Annotated in this window: 12 protein-coding genes; 7 read left to right on the top strand and 5 right to left on the bottom strand. The window is 61.1% G+C overall.

Annotated features, from left to right (window positions below; genetic code table 11):
- The first annotated feature begins 37 nt into the window (after nt 1-37).
- Nucleotides 38-274: an FmdB family zinc ribbon protein gene (locus ACTQ0H_RS06775; protein ID WP_441083368.1), complete on the top strand. Its 237-nt coding sequence runs from the start codon at nt 38-40 to the stop codon at nt 272-274.
- Nucleotides 275-734: 460 nt separating this feature from the next.
- On the opposite strand, the gene ACTQ0H_RS06770 is transcribed toward ACTQ0H_RS06775, so the two are convergent.
- The 5 genes from ACTQ0H_RS06770 to gltX all read right to left on the bottom strand — a co-directional run bounded on the left by ACTQ0H_RS06770 (nt 735) and on the right by gltX (nt 7,952).
- A complete protein-coding gene (locus tag ACTQ0H_RS06770; protein ID WP_441547984.1) occupies nt 735-2,135 on the bottom strand; it encodes an RsmB/NOP family class I SAM-dependent RNA methyltransferase in 1,401 nt (466 codons plus the stop codon).
- Nucleotides 2,132-3,052, bottom strand: coding sequence for a methionyl-tRNA formyltransferase (fmt, locus tag ACTQ0H_RS06765; protein ID WP_441547983.1), 921 nt, complete (start codon nt 3,050-3,052; stop codon nt 2,132-2,134). Before fmt ends, ACTQ0H_RS06770 begins: the two co-directional genes overlap by 4 nt.
- 327 nt (nt 3,053-3,379) lie before the next feature.
- A complete protein-coding gene (gene def, locus ACTQ0H_RS06760; protein WP_118449363.1) occupies nt 3,380-3,916 on the bottom strand; it encodes a peptide deformylase in 537 nt (178 codons plus the stop codon).
- 18 nt (nt 3,917-3,934) lie between these two features.
- On the bottom strand, nt 3,935-6,388 hold the full coding sequence (priA, locus tag ACTQ0H_RS06755) for a replication restart helicase PriA (RefSeq protein WP_441547982.1): 2,454 nt from the start codon (nt 6,386-6,388) through the stop codon (nt 3,935-3,937).
- A gap of 88 nt (nt 6,389-6,476) precedes the next feature.
- Nucleotides 6,477-7,952 (bottom strand): glutamate--tRNA ligase, encoded by a 1,476-nt coding sequence (gene gltX, locus ACTQ0H_RS06750; protein WP_441538379.1) that lies wholly within the window; start codon nt 7,950-7,952, stop codon nt 6,477-6,479.
- A gap of 338 nt (nt 7,953-8,290) precedes the next feature.
- Here gltX and metK point away from each other — a divergent pair, with 338 nt between their 5' ends.
- The 6 genes from metK to ACTQ0H_RS06720 all read left to right on the top strand — a co-directional run bounded on the left by metK (nt 8,291) and on the right by ACTQ0H_RS06720 (nt 16,931).
- Nucleotides 8,291-9,571, top strand: coding sequence for a methionine adenosyltransferase (metK, locus tag ACTQ0H_RS06745; protein WP_441547981.1), 1,281 nt, complete (start codon nt 8,291-8,293; stop codon nt 9,569-9,571).
- A gap of 343 nt (nt 9,572-9,914) precedes the next feature.
- Nucleotides 9,915-11,522 (top strand): L-serine ammonia-lyase, iron-sulfur-dependent, subunit alpha, encoded by a 1,608-nt coding sequence (sdaAA, locus tag ACTQ0H_RS06740; RefSeq protein WP_441538377.1) that lies wholly within the window; start codon nt 9,915-9,917, stop codon nt 11,520-11,522.
- 416 nt (nt 11,523-11,938) lie between these two features.
- Complete coding sequence (locus ACTQ0H_RS06735) at nt 11,939-13,396, top strand: L,D-transpeptidase (RefSeq protein ID WP_441538375.1); 1,458 nt, start codon at nt 11,939-11,941, stop codon at nt 13,394-13,396.
- A 129-nt stretch (nt 13,397-13,525) separates the two neighbouring features.
- Nucleotides 13,526-14,947: an efflux RND transporter periplasmic adaptor subunit gene (locus tag ACTQ0H_RS06730; protein ID WP_441538373.1), complete on the top strand. Its 1,422-nt coding sequence runs from the start codon at nt 13,526-13,528 to the stop codon at nt 14,945-14,947.
- The gene (locus ACTQ0H_RS06725; RefSeq protein WP_427717357.1) at nt 14,947-15,720 is read left to right on the top strand and encodes an ABC transporter ATP-binding protein; all 774 of its coding nucleotides are present in this window, start codon (nt 14,947-14,949) and stop codon (nt 15,718-15,720) included. The genes ACTQ0H_RS06730 and ACTQ0H_RS06725 overlap by 1 nt, the downstream gene beginning before the upstream one ends.
- Nucleotides 15,717-16,931 carry an ABC transporter permease gene (locus ACTQ0H_RS06720; RefSeq protein WP_441538371.1) on the top strand — a complete coding sequence of 405 codons (1,215 nt, stop codon included), beginning with the start codon at nt 15,717-15,719 and terminating at the stop codon, nt 16,929-16,931. Before ACTQ0H_RS06725 ends, ACTQ0H_RS06720 begins: the two co-directional genes overlap by 4 nt.
- The last annotated feature ends 235 nt before the right edge of the window (nt 16,932-17,166 follow it).

The raw sequence follows: 17,166 nt of genomic DNA, 5'->3' as shown, positions 1-17,166 counted from the left end.
GAGCGATCTGCCCGCTTTGTGCTGAAAAGGAAGTATTATGGCGCGCTACGAATACAAGTGCACGAGCTGCGGCAACGTTTTTGAGGTTGAGCACCCCATGTCCGAGACTCCCGAGGTTGTATGCCCCAGCTGCGGCGCCCCGGCATCTAAGACGTTCTCGGCCAGCGGCATTAAGTTCGACGGCAGCGGTTTCTACAACACCGACCAGCGCAGTGGCGGGTCCAGCACCAGCGCCACCAGTGGCTGCTGTGCCGACTGCCCGCATAGCCACTAGCGACAAGCGACCCCGACACCCAGGCTTCCTGATGAGTTGCGGTGAAATAGTTCCTGAATCAGCCCTTTCAACGGCCAAACAGGATCCATTTCACCGCAACTTTTCTTTAGATCGGATTTCGGGCTGATGCTAAGTTTGTAACATTTCAAAACCCTGCCGGATTACGGGGCCGAATTGGCAACCTCTATCCATTCCGGTAATTTGCAAATTTCAACAAACCATCTACCTGCGGTTTTATTTAGGCCATTTTTGCTGTGGTCAGGCATCACCAATCTTGCCCCGTAATCCGCTCTACTTTTGATAGCAGCAAGTATGAAACGGGGCTATTTTTCCCACTCTTTAGCTAATTTGGGACGGGGCTTTTTTAGCTGTCCCAGCTGATAACGCAAATGTTTGGCCGACTGGCGGCCAGGGCAGCTAAAAAAGCCCCGTCCCAAATTAGCTACCCTTGGAATCCGTTTTACTTGCGGACCAGTCTGGCGCAGAAGTGGCCATCGTAGGAATCGGCGTTTGCGGGGACGCTCTGGAAAAGTCCACGGTCGTTCTGGCGTACGGAGACAAGCTTCTTGGCCTGCGCGAAATCGGGGAGCTGCAAAATCTGGGCTTCGGAGAGCGGCGCCACGGAAAAGCCGGCGCCCTCGGGAGAGGCCAGGAAGGCATCAACGACCTGCGTGTTCTCCTCGTCGAAGACCGAGCAGGTGGCATAGATAAGCTCACCGCCGGCAGCCACGCGCGCGGCTGCTTCCTTGAGCATCGTCAGCTGCAGGCGGGGCAACTCAGTCGTAACGTCGTTCTCGGTCAGACGCCACGGTATCTCGGGATGACGGCGCATGGTGCCGGTGCCCGAGCACGGAGTATCGATAAACACCGTGTCGAACAGGGCAGGCTCGCCAAGCATCGCGTCAAAGGACGTGAGCACCTCATTGAGCTCGCAGGCATCGCCCGACACCGTACGAACACCCGTAATACCCGCCTTATGCAGACGTGCGAGATTCTGGTCGCACTTGCGGTCGTGCAAATCGAGTGCGGTGTGCTGACGGTCGTAACCGGCACGCTTGGCCTGGCACATCATCACATAGGTCTTGGTGCCACGACCGGCGCCAATCTCTAGACAACGCCCGGGACGGGTCGCCGCGGTAGCGATGAGCTGGGCGTTAAGGTCCGAGGCCACGGCAGCTGCGCGCTCAAACACACCCGACGCAACCGTGGCCTGCGCGTCGACCGGCGCATGGCAACCCGGGAACACGGGTGCCACAAGCTGCGAAATGTACGGATCGGGTTTGGTTGCAAAGGCATTCTCGTGCAAAGCCAGCGGCGCGGGCGCCAGATTGCCGGCAAAGCCGAGCGCGCCCTCGGGTGTATCGAACGACGCCATAATGCGAGCGCACAGCCAGCGCGGCATGCCCATCAGGCGAGATAGGCGAACCAAACGGCGCTCGGACTCATCGGCATCCGCCGCAGTGGCAAAGTCCTCGACGTTGTCCGCAACCTTATGCAGCACGGCGTTCGCCAGACCGGCGGCAGACTTAGCACCGCTGCGCACGAGCTCAACGCCCTGACTCACCGCAACGCAACCCGGGGTATGCAGGTAGAGCATCTCGAAGGCCGAGATACGAAGTGCCATGCGCACACGAGGCGCGACCTTGTTGGGCTTATCGAGAAACTGGTCGAGCAGCTCATCCAAAATGCCCTGGGTGGCTGCAACGCCCAGTGCCAAACGAGCGGCAAAAGCAGAATCGCGCTGGTCGATGGCCTTGGCCGAGGCGCGGGACGAGAGCACATCACGCGCGTACATGCCGCGGCGATCGGCCTCCATCAAAACATCGAGCGCGAGCTTGCGCGCGGGGGAAAGCTTACTCATGACAAAACACCCCACGAAAGATCCGCACCCTGCAGGCCGGCAGCCCAGGCAGAAGCAGCCATAGCACGCTTACCATCGGGCTTTACCTCGAGCAGTTCGATCGCGCCATCGGACAGGCCCAGGTAAACGCGCTTGGCCTGAACGGCGACGAGCCCCTCGCCAAGCGATACATCTGCCGGCGCGGCATCGAGCACGCGCACGGTCTTGCCGGCAATCACGCAGCGAGCGGGAGCGGTGTCGGAAGAGGCAAGCACATGACGCACGCAATCAAGCGCCCCCATCTGCGGATCCAGACGCATCTCCTGCTTGGAAATCTTGGCAGCATGCGTGACAAGGGACTCATCCTGCTCAGTCCAAACAGCCGAGCCGTCGGCAAGCGAGGGAAGCGTATCGGCAAGCAACTTACCGCCCAGCTCACCAAGCTCCATGGTCAGTGCCTCGGCATGTTTACCGGCAACCGAGGTCGACACCTGCGCGCAATAAGCGCCCGTATCCACGCCATGCCCAATGCGCATAATGGAAACGCCAGCAACCTCGTCACCAGCAAGAATGGCACGCTGAATGGGAGCAGCGCCACGCCAACGCGGCAGCAGCGAAGCATGAACATTCACAATACCGAGCGGCGCCATATGCAGCACCTCATCGGGCAAAATGCAGCCATAGGCAGCCACACAGAAAATATCGGCATCAGCAGCCTTAAGGCGATCAATAACATCCGGCGTCATACGATTTGCCTCAACAACGGGCAGACCAAGCTCAAGCGCCTTGGCCTTAACAGGAGACGGCTCCAGCTTTTTACCACGCCCGCGAACAGCATCGGGACGCGTAATTACCAGCGTAATCTCATTCCCAGCCTCAACAAGCGAAGTCAGCGACGGCACCGCGAAATCGGGCGTACCCATAAACACAATACGCATAAAGAACGTCTCCCCTCAAACAAAACCGAGACGGCTACAAATAACAGCGGAAAGCCAAGTCGCCAGCCCATCCGCAATAACAATTCAACAAGAACAAATATACCCAAAACCAAAGAAAGAGCCGCAATAAAAGCAGCTCTTCCAACAAAGCAATTATCAGCGAAGACGTCCCTCCCTGGCCCGACGGCACCCGAGCGAACCGAGCCAAGAACTAGTAGTCCCTGGGGCTGGCCGCCTATATATCATCCCGTGCTCAAACATTCTCGCTGCGCTGCGAAACTGCGCGCGGGACGATATATAGGCGGCCAGCCCCAGGGACGGACGACCTTATTCAGTCTCGCCCGGTCGAGCGCCGCGGGCCAGGGCGTCCTGGTACTCCTTGACGGCCTTGATGCGCTGCATCGGCTTGAGTCGCTCGAACATGGTGTTGCCGTGCAGGTGATCGATCTCGTGCTGCAGGCACACGCAGAACAGGTCGCCTGAGGCCTCATAGCGAATCAGGTTGGCGTCCAGATCGTATGCCTCGACAACGACATGGTCGGGACGCTCGATCTCGCAGCTAATGCCAGGGATAGAAAGGCAGCCCTCGCTAAACGGCACCAGATGGTCACTCTGCTCAACAATGACAGGGTTGATGAGCACGTAGGGGTCATAGTCGTTCTTGTCGGTGTAGTCGCAGTCGATGGTGACGAGCTGGATGAGCTCGCCGATCTGCGGGGCAGCCAGGCCGCAACCGCCGTTGTCGAACATCATCTTCTTCATCTTCTCGGCAAGCGCCTCAATCGCCGGGGTGATCTCCTCGATAACGGCGCACTCTTGGCGCAGACGAGGGTCGGGCGACAATACGATTCCGTTGGCTTCCATGGCCATCCTTTCGGGTTGTTACATCAAATCATAGGCGTCGACGTCAACGCTCACGCTCACGCCGCGCACGGAGCCCACCTCTTTGAGGCAGGCGTCGATATCATCAGAGACATGGTACCCTACCGGCGACTTGACAAGCAGATGGAAGCGATAACGGTCTTTGGCTCTCTCGATTACACACGAAGCCGGGCCCAGCACCTGGGGCACGGCGCTCCCCGCCCGCAAAAAGTCAGGCGCGGCGGCATGCCAGCGGCGCTTGAGAAGCTTTGCGATGCGCCCAATGTAGTCCTGCGCATTATCACGATTCGCCGACCACACCAAAACGTTGACAAGACGCACGAACGGCGGATACAGGGCGTCTCGGCGCTGGTCCAGGTCGTAGTCGGTAAAGATCGAGCGGTCGTGCTCGGCAACGGCGCGAATGACCGGGTCCTCGGGCAGATACGTCTGGATGATAACCTCGCCGGGACGATCGCCGCGACCGGCGCGACCGGCGACCTGTTCCAGCAAATCGTAGGCGCGCTCCCCCGCCCTAAAATCGGGCAGCTTTAACGCAAAGTCGGCATTGACCACGCCCACGAGCGTGACCTCGGGAAAATCGAGGCCCTTTGCAATCATCTGGGTACCCAGCAGCACCGCGCAATCCGCGGCATCGAACTGCTCGAGTAGTTTTTTGTGCGCATCCTTGCCGCGTGTGGAATCGGCGTCCATGCGAATGATGGCGACATCCTCGGGCAGTATCTGGTGTAGGGCGTCCTCGATCTGCTGCGTACCCAGCCCCATTTTTGCCAGGTAGCGGCTGCCGCACTTGGGACAACGACTCGTGGGCGCCGGATAGGGCTGCACGCGCCAAGACGATCCGCAGGTGTGGCACTGCAGCGTGTGCGTGCGCTCGTGGTACGTGAGCGCGGTAGAACAGTGGTTGCAGGTGGGGACGCAGCCGCACTCACGGCACATCAAAAACGGCGCAAAACCGCGGCGGTTGTGCAGCAGTACGGCCTTCTCGCGGCGCTCGACCACGCGTTCCAGGCCTTCCATCAGCGGTTTAGAGAACATGGAGCGGCTGCCGTGCGCGAACTCGCGGCGCAGATCGGCAATGCGGACCGTGGGCAGCACGGCGTGTCCCGGGCGCTCGGGCATCTCGACACGCGTCCAGGTGGCACCGTTATACATACCGCGGCGACAGCGATCGAGGGCCTCGGCCGAGGGCGTGGCGGAGCCCAACACGAGCGGGCACCGATAGCGGCGCGCCATCTCGGCAGCCACCTCGCGCGCATGGTAGCGCGGGCTGGAGCCCTGCTTGTAGCTGGTCTCGTGCTCCTCGTCGATGATGATGAGGCCAAGATCGCTGAGCGGGCAAAAAAGCGCCGAGCGGGCGCCCACGACCACGCGCGCGGCACCGCTGGCAACCATATCCCACTGGTCCAGACGCTCGCCGGCCGAAAGTCGCGAGTGGAAGACCGCGACCGTCTCGCCAAAGCGCGAGCGGAAGCGGCCGACGGTCTGGGCCGTCAGCGAGATCTCGGGCACGAGCACGCAGGCCGAACGGCCGGCCGCCAGCACGCGCTCAATCGCCGAGAGGTAAACCTCGGTTTTACCGGAACCGGTGACGCCATCGACAAGGACCACGTCGCCATGGGCATCAAGGCGGGCGCGTTCAATCTGGGCGAGCGCCTGCTGCTGGCCGTTGGTGAGAGAGACCGGCGCCTTGCCGCTTGCCGAGGACAACGTGGTCTGCTCGCTACACCCACGCCAGGCGCGGCGCTCCTCCACCACCACGACGCCGCGTTTTTCGAGCGCTTTAATGGTCGCCGACATGCTGTTGTAGAGCAGGTTGAGGTCGCGCGTCGTGACCGGGCCGCATTGGAGCGCGGCGATGAGCTGACGCTGACGGACCGCAGTCTTGGGCGGCGTGTAGTCGAAACCCTCGGGCGTGAGCATGACCCAACGGTTTTGGATGGGTTTGACGGCGGGGCGCTCAACGGTCCACACGCCGTCATCGCCCTTCACGACACGCGGACTGCCGCCCGGAGGCAAGAACAGACGCAGGCACTCGGAAAGCGTCGCGACGTACTCGTGGCTCATCCAGCGCGCAATGCGTGCAGCCTCGGCGGTAAAGAGCGGCTTGCTGAGGATGGCCTCGATGGGCTTGATGCGCAAGGGGTCGGGGGCGTCGTTGCCTTGCAGGTCGCCCAGCTCGGGCGCGATATCGACGATATAGCCCGCGGCCGCACGGTTGCCAAAGCGGACCAGGACCGTGGACCCGATCTGGGCATCGTTGGCAAGGGACTGCGGGATGCCGTAGTCGAATGGCTCGGGGAGCGCACGGGTCGGGATGTCGAGGACCACGCTCGCGTAGGCGGAGACGGGTTCGGGTGCGGGCTCGGGCTGCGCCGGGGCGGCGGCAGGGGCCGCGGACTTCGGAGCTTCCTTAGGTTCCGGCGAACCAAACAGCGACAGTTGCTCGGCCATGGTCTCTGTACCTCCCATCCCATACGTCTTTAGAAACAAGAGCCCCGCTCGGGTGAACGGGGCTCGGATACATGCGTTTACGCAGCTGCTACAGCGCCATCGTGCGGGCGCGGTCGATGCGCGCCAAGCAGTCGTCGCGGCCGACGAGCGTCATGGTCTCGCCCAGCGGGGGGCTCACCATGTTACCGCAGACGGCGACGCGCACAGCTTGGAACACCACGCGCTTCTTGAGGTCCATCTGCTCGGGCAGCGGCTCAAGCGCGGCGTCGATGTTGGCAGCCGTCCACTCATCCACGCCCTCGAGCGCGGCCTTGGCGGCATCCAGAATGGCGCCCATGCCTTCCTTGGCCAGACCCTTGTTGACAGACTTCTCGTCATACTCGAGCGTCTCGGCCGTGGCAAAGATGGGGGCGGCGACGGTCACGGCGTCGGCCGGCATCTTGGTGCGCGGCTTGACGATGGCGGCAAGCGCGTCGATCCAGTCCTCGCCGTACTCGATGTTACCCTCGATCATACCGGCCTCGTGCAGCTCGGGGATCATGATCTCGTCGGCAAACTGGGCGTCAGACATGTTGTTGATGTACTCGGCATTGACCCAGTCGAGCTTTTTGGGGTCGAAGGTCGCCGGGTTCTTGGAGATGCGGTCGAGCGAGAACTTACTGGCCAGGACATCGCGCGGGATGATCGTGGTCTCGCCGTCGAGCGACCAGCCGAGCAGCGCCAGGTAGTTAACGAACGCGTCGGACAGGTAGCCGGCGTCGCGGTACTCCTCCACCGAGGTGGCGCCGTGGCGTTTAGAGAGCTTCTTGCCGTCGGCACCCAAGATCATGGAGATGTGGGCAAACGTGGGAACGGGCGCGCCGAGGGCCTCGTAAACCATGACCTGGCGCGGGGTGTTGGACAGATGGTCGTCGCCGCGGATGACATGGGTGATCTTCATCATGGCGTCGTCGACGACGGTCGCGAAGTTATACGTGGGCGTGCCATCCGAGCGGAAGATGACGAAGTCGTCGAGCTCCTTGGCGTCGAAGGTCACCTCGCCGTGGACGGCGTCGTGGATGACGACATCGCCGCGGTCCTCGGGCACCTTGATGCGAAGGACGTAGGGCTCGCCGGCCTCGATGCGGCGGCGTGCCTCCTCGGGATCGAGATCGCGACAGCGGCGCTGATAGCCCTGGAAGGGGTCTTTACGCTCCTGGGCGGCCTTACGATCGGCCTCGAGCTGCTCCTTGGTGCAGAAGCAGGGATAGGCCTTGCCCTCGTCCCAGAGCTTCTGGGCGGCCTGCTTGTACAGGTCCAGGCGCTCGGTCTGGGCATAGGGGCCATAGTCGCCGCCAACCTCGGGGCCCTCGTCCCAGTCCAGGCCCAGCCAACGCATAGCGCGCAGAATGATCTGCGTGTTCTCGTCGGTAGAGCGGGTGGGGTCGGTGTCGTCGATGCGCAGGATGAACGTGCCGCCGTTTGCGCGGGCAAAAGCCCAGTTATAGATAGCGGTGCGGGCGCCGCCGATGTGCAGCTTGCCCGTCGGTGAGGGTGCAAAGCGGACGCGAACGTCTGATGCCATGGAAATCTCCTCGATTGCAGGATGGATGTCTAACCGCACCAGTATAAAGCAACAACGCCCACCTCCGCACAAAGGGCACCGACCCAGTCATCGAGGCCGGGTAGCTAATATGGTAGCTAATTTGGGACGGGGCTTTTTTAGCTGCCCCGGCAGGCTATCGGCTAAACCAGCAAACAATCAGCCGGGGTAGCTAAAAAAGCCCCGTCCCAAATTAGCTACCTCATGAGTAGGTGCGGAAAGGGTGTGAATGTTGGATTTACGCGCTATGATGTGCCCCTGCATACAGAGCCCAGCGGAATGGTAACGGTCGCTGGGACACGTTATTCGAAAGGACAATCATGTCAGAAGAGCTTCGTTCCATCCCGCCCCAGCAGGGGTCTTTTGTGTTTACGTCGGAGTCGGTGACCGAAGGCCATCCCGATAAGATCGCCGACCAGATCAGCGATGCCGTCCTCGACGCAATCCTCGCTAAAGAAATAGAGCTGCAGGAGCAGGGCTATATTGCGCCCAACGGCGTGCCCGCCAATGTGGAAAACGTCCGCTGCGCCTGCGAGACCCTCGTGACCACCGGCACCGTCATCGTCGCCGGAGAGATTCGCACCCAGGCATACGTCGACGTGCAGGAAATCGCCCGTGGCGTCATCCGCCGCATCGGCTACAACCGCGCCAAGTTTGGCTTTGACTGCGATACCTGCGGCGTCATGAGCCTCATCCACGAGCAGTCCCCCGATATCGCCCAGGGCGTCGACGAGTCATTTGAGACCCAGACCGGCGCCACCACCGACCCGATCGACCTGATCGGTGCCGGCGACCAGGGCATGATGTTTGGCTACGCCTCCAACGAGACCAAGACCCTCATGCCCATGCCGCACTACCTGGCAAGCCGCCTGGCGGAACGCCTGTCCGCCATGCGCCACGACGGCACCCTTCCCTATCTGCGCCCCGACGGCAAGACCCAGGTCACCGTGCGCTACGAGGACGGAAAGCCCGTGGAGGTCACAACCATCGTCATCTCCACGCAGCACGCTGCCGAAGTTGAGGACATGGGCAAGATCAAGGCCGACCTCATCGAGCATGTCATCGCACCCGTCATGGATGCCGAGAACATGCCGTGGGATGGCGCCGATATCTATGTGAACCCCACCGGCCGCTTTGTCGTGGGCGGCCCCATGGGCGACACGGGCCTGACCGGCCGCAAGATCATCGTCGACACCTACGGCGGCTACGGCCGTCACGGCGGCGGCGCCTTTAGCGGCAAGGACTGCACCAAGGTCGACCGCTCTGCCGCGTACGCCGCTCGCTGGGTCGCCAAGAACGTAGTCGCCGCCGGCCTGGCCGATCGCTGTGAGGTCGAGCTGGCCTACGCCATCGGCGTGTCCAAGCCGCTGTCGATCATGGTCGACACCTTTGGCACCGCGCATATTGCCGAGGACAAGATCGTCGAGGCCGTGGAGAAGACCTTTGACCTGCGCCCGGGCGCAATCATCCGCGACCTGGACCTGCGTCGCCCCATCTATGAAAAGACGGCAGCCTACGGTCACTTTGGCCGCGAAGACGCCGACTTTACCTGGGAGAAAACGGACCGCATCGACGAACTCAAAGCAGCCTGCGGCCTGTAAGCCAGCGGCAAAAGCCACAGCCAAATAAAAACGCACCAAAAAGAGGTACCGGAACAACCGGTACCTCTTTTTTGTTAACCGGTGGTGAAGATATTTCGATATGCAATGCATGACGCGTCAGCAGCTAATGAATTTTGCGCACGCGCACTTCTACCATGTATCCTTAGTCCCGAGGGGCGGGGCATAAGGTCGATCACGAGTTCCGCACGAGCCGGAGAGCACTTAATGTGCTCTCCGTGCGAGTCAGGACTGTCCGAGCAGGCGACCAAATACTAAAGCCCTTGGAACGACGGGACAGCGTTTGCCCCGCCCCTCGGGACGACGGGATAGAAAAGGAGCAACCATGGCAGGCAAGCCGCAAACACTAGCTACGACCTCGGCATTCGAGATCTTGGGCCCCATCATGGTCGGCCCCAGCTCATCGCACACCGCCGGCGCCCTGCGTTGCGCCCAGGTTGCCGCCAGCCTGCTGGAAGGCCGAATCACCAAGGTCACCTTTGGCCTGTGGAACTCCTTTGGCCACACCTACCGCGGCCATGGCACCGACCGCGCACTCGTCGCGGGCATCTTGGGCCTCGACACCGACGACGAAAACATCAAGCAGGCCTTTGACCTCGCGCGCGAGCGGGGCCTCAGCTATCACTTTGACATTAAGGGCGACGACGCCTCCATCCACCCCAACACCGTCGACATCGACATGGTCGATGACACGGGCGCCACGGCGCAGGTCCGCGGCGAGAGCCTTGGCGGCGGCAAGATGCGCATCAGCCGCATCAACGGCGTCGGCGTCGATATCTCGGGCATGTATTCCACCCTGTTTGTGGCGCACCAGGACGTCCCCGGCGTTCTCGCCGCGCTCACGAACCAGCTCGCCTACGCACACGTAAACATTGCCTTCTGCCGCACCTACCGCACCGAGGTGGGCGGCCAAGCTTATTCCGTATTTGAGACCGACGGCACCCCCGATGACATCGTCGTTCCCATGCTACGCATGCTCGACCATGTCGATTACGCCACCTTCATTGAGCTTCCCGGCTCGGCCTCATCGCTCTCCCCCGGCGTTTCCGCCAAGGAAATCTTCGACGATGGCGAACAGCTCCTCGACGCCTGCGCCGAACTGGGCCTCAACATTGGCGCCGTCATGGCCGTACGCGAAGCCCGCCTGACCGGCGAGCAGCACGCCGTCGCCGCCATGCGCCGCGTACTCGAGGTCATGCGCGAGGAGACGACGGCGCCCATCGCCGCACCGCAGCGCTCGCTCGGCGGGCTTATCGGCGGCGAGGCAAAACTCGTCGACGCCACATGCCGCAACGATCTGAGCACAAACCTGATGGGCGCCGTCCAAACCGAAGCCGTAGCCCGCGCCATGGCTGTGCTTGAGCGCTCTGCCACCATGGGCGTCATCGTCGCCGCCCCCACGGCCGGCTCTGCGGGCGTCGTGCCCGGCTGCGTGTTGGCGCTCGCCGACCATCTACAGCTCGATGACGAACAGGTCATGGACGCACTCTACTGCTCTGCCGCGATTGGTCTCAACCTCACCACAAGCGCTTGCGTCGCCGGTGCCGAAGGCGGATGTCAGGCTGAGGTGGGCAGCGCCGCCGCCATGGCCGCTGCCGCGCTAGTCCAGATGCTGGGCGGCACGCCCGAGCAGGCACTCGACGCTAGTTCTATCGCACTGAGCAATCTGCTTGGTCTTGTATGCGATCCCGTGGGCGGCCTTGTCGAAGTGCCATGCCAAAACCGCAACGCGATCGGCGTGGCGGCCGCATTTAGCTCGGCGCAGCTCGCCCTCGCCGGCATTAAGAGCCTGGTGCCGTTTGACCAGATGGCACACGTCATGCTCTCGGTGGGCCACGCGTTGCCGGCCACGCTGCGCGAGACGGCAAAGGGCGGCATTGCACAAGCTCCGGCCGCGCTTTCGGCCTGTGCAAAATGCGGCGTGTGCGGATAAAGAACAGTCCAAAACAAGAGGTGGGACAAATGTCCAACCTCTTGCCAATGCCACCGTTTCAATACCACAAACAACTAGGTAATCGCTATAATGCAAGCCCAGTAAAAACACGATGAGCCGCAAGGCGAAACTCGAAGGATATGCATACGATGTCGCAAAACGACCGCACCCAACTGATTCCCGATCCTAAACAGCCTTCTAGGCCTACCGACGGCGTCCAGTCGCCGCGCCCCATTACGCCAACGCGTAGCACAAAGCATGGTTTGGGAAACACCTCACAGCGACAGAACCCTCATGCGTATCAGCAGCGTCAGAGCAATAAAGCGACTAAGCACGCGCCTTCACACACCCAAAACCATCACAAGGGCCCCCGTGGGTCAGAGAACCACGCCAACGGGAAAAAATCCGGGGCGAAAATGACCCTTTTCGTTGCTCTGGGCCTCATTGTTGTCGTTTACATTGTTGGCGTTGTCGCATTTTCGCAGGTAGCCTATCCCAACACCACCATTGCCGGCGTCGACGTCTCGTTCTCCAGTGCTTCGTCTGCTGCCACTAAGGTCAACTCGGCATGGAAGCACTATAAGCTCACCGTGACAGGCGATGACTTTAACTGGACCTATCAGCCCGAGTCCGATGAACCCATCGTCGACGGCGAAGCTGCCGCAAAAGAAATCATCAGCCGCAACGAAGCCTTTATATGGCCGGTCCGCCTTGTGGAATCCTTAAGCGGCAAGACCAAAACAACCGCTACCTCCAACAAAGTCGATCTTGAACAAGACGTCGACCTGTCCATGCTCTCTGACACCTTTGACCAAAAGAAGTTTGAGGAGGATCTGGGCGCCGCCATTGACGAGTTTAACGAGGGCCGTTCGGGCACGTTCGAGGCCAATAGCTCCTATGACGAGCAAGCCGGCAAGTTTACCGTCGAGAAGGCGCGCTCCAACGAAAAACTCAACCGCGAGCATGTCATTAAGTATGCCGAGCTCGAGCTTGCCTCGCTGGCCGAGACCGTAGATCTTTCCAAGCTCGGCAACGATGCCTATGAACCGCTCAATGAAACGCTGACCAATGATCAGATTCAGGCCGCATGCGATGCCGCCAACAACTTCTTGGGCGTCAACGTGACCCTCAAGCTCAACGGCGAGGATGCCGGCAAGGTCGACGGCAGCTCCGTGTTGCAGTGGATCAGCTTTGTCGATCCGGCCAACCCCACACTCGATACGTCGCAGATCGGTAGCTGGGCAGCCGAGCTCGCCAACGGCTTTAATACCGTGGGCACCACCCGCTGGTGGACGCGTGCCGACGGCAAAGAATGTGCCGTCGAGGGCGGTGACTTTGGCTGGTCCGTCGATAGCGACGCACTCGCCAAGCAGGTCGAGGACGCCATTAACAACAAGCAGACCGGCGAAATCGAGATTAAGTACTCCCAGAAGGCCGACACCTATACCGCAAAGGGAGAGCCCGACTGGAAGGCGTATATCGACGTCGACCTGTCCGAGCAGCACGCGCGCTACTATGACGAGAACGGTAATATCGTTTGGGAGGCCAACTTTATCTCGGGCAAACCGGGAGAGGATGCCACCCCCGAGGGCGTTTGGCAGATCAATAGCAATGACGGCGCAAGCAAGCTCATCGGTGCCAAAGACCCAAAGACCGGAAAACCAAAATACGAAAGCCCCGTGTCATATTGGATGCCGTTTGAAGGCAACATGGTTGGTTTCCATGATGCAACATGGCAAAACGATCAGAGCTTTGACGACCCAAATTCGTACAAATGGTGCGGCAGCCACGGTTGCATCAACTTGCGTCTGGCCGATGCCAAGGCACTCCACGATTGCATCAACGTAGGCCTATGCGTGGTCGTGCACTCGTAGGGAAACACGCCTTCGCACAACGGGGAACTGACGCTCCAATCTAACAGTTCCGAAAGAATCCGCCATATGCGCCCGCTTCTCGCGACGGGCGCATATACTTATCGAAGAACTTTCTATAAAGGAGACGCCATGTCGAATGTCCCCACCATCACCCCGGGACCGAATGATACCGAGCGAGCGCCCGAGGGTGCCACCGAAACGCTTCCCCTCATAACAAACATGCGCGCCACACAGCAAAACGGCAGCACAAGCGATGCAACCGAGATTTCTGACGAAGAGGCCTACGCCAAGCTCAAGGCGAAGCGTGCCGAGCGTCGGCGCAAAAAGCTCATCCGACGCGGCATTGCGGCCGGCGTCGTGGCCGCCATTGTGCTCATCGCCGTTGTCGTAACCTTCGTCATTAACGCACGGCCCGCAGGTACCAACGGGCCGGTGACCGACATGGTCACCGAGGGTACATTTACGACCACCGTCGAGGCTAAAGGCCAGCTCAAGCCTATCTCGGCTTCGGTGGTCTCCCCTTCTGTCGACGGCACGGTGGCATCGATCAACGTATCAGCCGGCCAGTCCGTTAACGAGGGCGATGTGCTCATGACCATTAAAAATGACGAGCTCGATCGCAACGTTGCCGAGGCGCAGCGCGCGGTGGCGGCGGCACAGGAAGACCTCGCCAACGCGCAGAAAGCGGTAGCTGCCGCCCAAGCCGCTCCGGCGACTGACACAGATGCGGCAGGCGCAAGTGGCGCCAGCGGTAGCACCGGCACGAGTGCCGTCTCGAGCGCCCAACGTAACCTGGCCTCGGCCCAGGCGACCCTGGACCAGGCCAACGCCAAAGCCGCCGAGCGCACTGTGACCGCGCCCAGCTCGGGCAGCATCGTCGAGCTCAACGCCAAGGTCGGCGCCACGGTGACGGGCGGCATGATTATGGGCGAAGGCGATACGACCGGCGGCAAGCAGTGCATGCAGATCGCCGACCTCTCCAAGATGAAGGTCACCGTTCAGGTGGGCGAAAAGGATATCGCCAAGATCGCAGTGGGCCAGAGCGCCAACGTTACCTATCCGGCCTTTCCCGATATCGTGAGCCAGGGAACGGTCACGACAATCGCTTCGGTGGCAAACTCCGACTCCACCTACGGTGGCGGCGGTAGCGTGACCTATAACGTCGATATTTTGATTGACGCGCCCGACGCGCGCCTCAAGCCGGGCATGACCGCCGAGGTCTCGGTGGTAACCGAGCAGCTCGACGATGTGGTGATGGTGCCGACCATGGCGCTCATGACCGAGGATGGCGAGCACTATTACGTCAACGTGGCAACCGACGGTGAAGGCAAGGAGATGCGCCGCGTGAAGGTGACCATTGTGACGCAAAACGAAAACGACGCCGTGGTCGGCAAGACGCAGGTCAAGCGCGACGACCAGGGCAATGAGATCAACGCAGACGTACCGGTTACCAAGCTGCGCGACGGCGACACCCTCATCGTGGACACCGGCGCAGGCATGACGGCCGACGGCGACGACTCTGGCAGCATGTCTGCCGACGAGGGCTTGTAATGCGTCCCGTCATCAACATCCGCAACGTGCATCGCATTTTTGAGAGCGAGGCCGGCTGCGCCCATATCCTGCATAACGTGAGCCTGGCAGTGAATCCCGGCGAATTCGTGGCCATTACCGGCCCTTCTGGCTCGGGCAAGTCAACGCTCATGAACATCCTGGGCTGCCTGGACAAGCCAACGGCAGGCGATTATTACCTGCAGGGCCTCAACGTGGCGGAGCTCGACGATGACGAGCTCACCGAAGTCCGCGCCCTGAGCATCGGCTTTGTCTTTCAGAGCTTTAACCTGCTGCCGCGCCTATCGGTCATCGAAAACGTCATGCTGCCGCTGTCGTACACCAACGTGCCGCGGGCTCAGCGTGAGATGCGCGCCGTTCATGCGCTGCAAGCCGTCACGCTGCCGGTCGACCACTGGGACCACCGCATCTCCGAGCTCTCAGGCGGACAGATGCAGAGGGTTGCCATCGCGCGCGCCCTCGTCAACGACCCGCCCATCATCCTGGCGGACGAGCCGACGGGAAACCTGGACTCCGCCACCGGAGCGCTCGTGATGGAGACCTTCCACAAACTCCAGGAACGTGGCAAGACCATTGTGCTCATCACGCATGATCCCGGTATCGCCGCCGAGGCCGACCGTGCCGTAACCATTCGCGACGGCCGAATCCACGACGGCGCGTACATCGCGCACGCACCGCAGACCCTGCACGGCGCCATTGATAACCTGCCCATGATTTCCGCACACGCCAATCCGACGAAAGGAGTGAAGGCATGAGCACGTGCGACCTTATCCAAGAAGCCCTTCACTCCCTCGAGGCCAACAAGGGACGCAGCCTACTCACCATCCTGGGCATTGTTATTGGCATCGCCTCCGTCATTGCCATGACCTCGCTTATCGGCGGTATCCAAAACAGCCTGGTCAACAGCCTGGGCCTCAACGCCGCGCGTATGGTGCAGATTTATTCGTCGCAAGAGCTCACCGAGTCGGACGTTGAGAAGCTTCGCAAGATGGTGCCGCAGATCGAGCAGATCGGTATCGTGGACAGTGCCTATACCGAGTACAAGGCCGGTGACAAAAGCTATAACGTCATGGCGCAGGGCGTCGATAGCGACATGCTCGACGCAGTGGGAGCCAGCGAGCTCGTCGCGGGGCGCACCTATACCCAGGCTGAGTCCCAATCTGGCGCACGCGTGGCGCTCATCAGCCGCGGCGGCGCGGACCAGCTGTACGGCAACGAACAGGACGCGCTCGGCAAGACCATCAAGGTGTCGAACGGCGAGGTGCAGATTATCGGCGTTATCGACGGCGGCAGCGACTCCATGGGCTCACTCACGCTCTACATGCCGCGCGAGACCATCTCGGGCCTCTTTGGCGACGAGAACCCGTCTTTTCCCAGCGTAACGGCGCTCGCCGCCGAGGGTACGGACATGGATGAGCTGTGCAAGATGATTGAATCCAAGGTGCGCAGCATGAAGGACATCGCGGATGACGACGAATATGACAGCGTGTCGGCGACCTCAATGAAAAGCGCCATCGACGCCCTCAACTCCTTTATGGGCGCGTTTTCGCTCATCATGGGCGCCGTTGCCAGCATTTCGCTGCTCGTGGGCGGTATCGGCATCATGAACATGATGCTCACCAATGTGACCGAACGCATCCGCGAGATCGGTATTCGTCGAGCCTTGGGTGCCAGCCGTCGCGATATCACCGCACAGTTTTTGGCCGAGTCTTCGGCGCTGTGCATCACCGGCGGTCTGCTAGGTGTCCTGATTGGCTACCTGCTTGCCTGGGGCCTAGCGATGTTCGCCGCGGGTTCCGGCGTGCTTGGCGAACTCGGTGCCAGCGGTACCATAACGCCGAGTTTTTCGATCGCCACGGTGCTGCTGGCCTTTGCGGTCTCCGTCGGCATCGGCGTAATCTTTGGCTTCTACCCCGCCCGCCGGGCCGCAAAACTCGACCCCGTGGAGTGCCTGCGCTACCAGTAATGCAATCCCCCCCCTGAGTTGCGGTGAAATAGGGAGTGTTTTAGCCGTTAAAAGGCCTATTCAGTCCTTATTTCACCGCAACTCGGAGGGGATAAGGCGGTAGTGTCGAGAAAGTTGGTGTAGCGCCCGATCCGAAGCGAGTCGGCCCGGCGTCCCAGAATCTGGAATACGGTTGATATCCTATGCCGCCTCGACCCTGTCCGCAAGCTCGAGGCCGGACTCGAGCATCTTCCTT

The organism is Collinsella sp. LCP21S3_A3, assembly GCF_052118905.1.
GTDB lineage: Bacteria > Actinomycetota > Coriobacteriia > Coriobacteriales > Coriobacteriaceae > Collinsella.
This window is presented reverse-complemented; position numbering and strand designations above follow the sequence as displayed.

Excerpts from the sequence above, each read along its gene's own strand:
- ACTQ0H_RS06775 (WP_441083368.1), top strand. The coding sequence starts at position 38 with ATGGCGCGCTACGAATACAAGTGCACGAGCTGCGGCAACGTTTTTGAG.
- ACTQ0H_RS06770 (WP_441547984.1), bottom strand. The coding sequence starts at position 2,135 with ATGAGTAAGCTTTCCCCCGCGCGCAAGCTCGCGCTCGATGTTTTGATG.
- fmt (WP_441547983.1), bottom strand. The coding sequence starts at position 3,052 with ATGCGTATTGTGTTTATGGGTACGCCCGATTTCGCGGTGCCGTCGCTG.
- def (WP_118449363.1), bottom strand. The coding sequence starts at position 3,916 with ATGGAAGCCAACGGAATCGTATTGTCGCCCGACCCTCGTCTGCGCCAA.
- priA (WP_441547982.1), bottom strand. The coding sequence starts at position 6,388 with ATGGCCGAGCAACTGTCGCTGTTTGGTTCGCCGGAACCTAAGGAAGCT.
- gltX (WP_441538379.1), bottom strand. The coding sequence starts at position 7,952 with ATGGCATCAGACGTTCGCGTCCGCTTTGCACCCTCACCGACGGGCAAG.
- metK (WP_441547981.1), top strand. The coding sequence starts at position 8,291 with ATGTCAGAAGAGCTTCGTTCCATCCCGCCCCAGCAGGGGTCTTTTGTG.
- sdaAA (WP_441538377.1), top strand. The coding sequence starts at position 9,915 with ATGGCAGGCAAGCCGCAAACACTAGCTACGACCTCGGCATTCGAGATC.
- ACTQ0H_RS06735 (WP_441538375.1), top strand. The coding sequence starts at position 11,939 with ATGACCCTTTTCGTTGCTCTGGGCCTCATTGTTGTCGTTTACATTGTT.
- ACTQ0H_RS06730 (WP_441538373.1), top strand. The coding sequence starts at position 13,526 with ATGTCGAATGTCCCCACCATCACCCCGGGACCGAATGATACCGAGCGA.
- ACTQ0H_RS06725 (WP_427717357.1), top strand. The coding sequence starts at position 14,947 with ATGCGTCCCGTCATCAACATCCGCAACGTGCATCGCATTTTTGAGAGC.
- ACTQ0H_RS06720 (WP_441538371.1), top strand. The coding sequence starts at position 15,717 with ATGAGCACGTGCGACCTTATCCAAGAAGCCCTTCACTCCCTCGAGGCC.